Here is a 1,834-nt window from a genome sequence, read left to right as displayed (position 1 = left end):
CGCAACAACATTTGGAATACACCTTATCTTTTCAATGCGAAGGAATTCGATGAGGAGACAGGATTGTATTACTATGGAGCGAGGTACTATGATCCGAGGTTGAGTCTTTGGCTTTCTATAGATCCCAAAGAAGAAAAATATTCCAATGTGTCAACGTATTGTTATGTTATTTCTAATCCGCTGAAATATACAGATCCTACAGGTATGGAAATTGATATGACAAAAGTTCGTTTGGCTGATGAACAACTTAAATTGTCAACAACTCAGTCTGTAATAAAAGATTTGGCTTCTCAAACGGGATTACAACTCAGTTTGGACAAGGATAACAAGTTGCAATATGCTAAAAATGATAAAGGAAAACCTATTGTTAATAAGATTACCAACAAAAAAGGAAAAGAAATAGATGCAGGAAGTAAAACTGCAAGGAATTTCTTGATAAAAATGATTGACAACAAAACCGAGATAGAAGTATCCTATCATGCTAAACGTACTGTTACATCTGGAACTCAAATAGGTCTCAGTTTTGAGCAAATCAGTAACATGATTAAAGGTGCTGTTGGTGTAGATGGCAATACGCTTGGTTTTGGCATGAACTTCTTACATGAACTTCATCATACAACAATAGGTGGAGACTATCATGATTCTACAGAACTTTTTGGAACTGGACCAGTTGTTGATAACATGAATATAATCCGCAATGAACTCAACAAACAAGGGTTTAATTATGGAGAAAGGTTAAATTATAAAGCGATCCATACAAAAGAAGGTAATATTATTCCTTTTAATGAATCGGCTTTAACTTCGTTGAAGTACAATAGTTCCATGGGGAAAAAGGCTCATTATATTAAAACAAAATGAGAATCATTATGAGAATATTCTTTTTGATGTGCATTTTGGGGGCTTCTTTGACGATAGCAGCTCAGAATATCATTTATGGTAATAAAAATGAGCAGAGAGCTATAAATATGGCATTTGATATTCTGCAAGTTTATTACCATTCAAAAGAACTGTGTGTTTCAGATTCGATTTATGATCTTGATTGGGATATTTTTTCAGATATGGTTGATACTCAGACCAAACAAATTCTCTGGTCTTATCGAATAGAGAAAAAATTTATTTGGAACGCTCCAACATATTCTGAAGCTTTATTATCTATATTCGGTCCTGAAACTTGTGATTCTTGTATGTATATAGCAAATTTTTCGGAGCCATATAAAGGAATGATAAGATGCGACATCCTACCAAAAGATAAAATGGTTGGCATTTATGGATCGCCTGTTATTTCGGCTTTTCTATTTAAATACAATAATAGAGGAGAAATTTATCAGAGCTATAAAGCTGAAGTCAATATAGACTAATTAAAATTCTTTCAAAAAGGGATTGTGTGAAATGGCCCAGTCCCTTTTTATAAGATATTATACAAAGGTCTTTGTATGCCCAATTGTATGATTGCAACCCTCTCCATCTTCATCGCATTCCCATAAAGGTCTTTATTCCATAAAAGTTGTTATAAATGCTGCGAAAATTCTTGATTGTGACATTCCAACCGTAACTTTGCCAGTTCAAACAAATTAAATCATATCAAAATGTAGTAGAATTATAAAAAATCAGCAACAAAATGGAACACAAGAAACAGACCGGGCATGTCTGCCGATGGATGGTTATTGGCATAACGATTGTCACCATCGTCGTAGGATGTACCATAGTAATCGACCTATTTGAATGGCGCGACAGAAGCAGGATGGAGAGCAGGAACGCAGAGACACACTTTTGGCGTAAAAACGTGTATGACTTGAATATGCGTGTCGCCAAGTTATCTCTGCTTGGTGAGACA

At 34.8% G+C, this 1,834-nt stretch carries 3 protein-coding genes; all 3 read left to right on the top strand.

Translation table 11 applies throughout. From position 1 onward, the window contains the following. On the top strand, positions 1-858 hold an 858-nt coding region (locus tag F7D20_RS13180), incomplete at its 5' end, for an RHS repeat-associated core domain-containing protein (protein WP_194253477.1). Next, positions 855-1,358, top strand: coding sequence for a hypothetical protein (locus F7D20_RS02855; protein ID WP_089542656.1), 504 nt, complete (start codon positions 855-857; stop codon positions 1,356-1,358). The genes F7D20_RS13180 and F7D20_RS02855, both read left to right, overlap by 4 nt. Positions 1,359-1,618: 260 nt before the next feature. Continuing rightward, positions 1,619-1,834, top strand: a 216-nt coding sequence (locus F7D20_RS13005) for a hypothetical protein (protein WP_228114084.1), incomplete at its 3' end; no start/stop codon positions are given.

It is taken from the genome of Segatella copri (assembly GCF_009495355.1).
Lineage (GTDB): Bacteria > Bacteroidota > Bacteroidia > Bacteroidales > Bacteroidaceae > Prevotella.
Note: the sequence above shows the minus strand (reverse complement) of the source record. Positions and strands in the feature narration are given on the sequence as shown.

Coding starts and splice junctions, on each gene's coding strand:
- F7D20_RS02855 (WP_089542656.1), top strand. CDS start 855: ATGAGAATCATTATGAGAATATTCTTTTTGATGTGCATTTTGGGGGCT.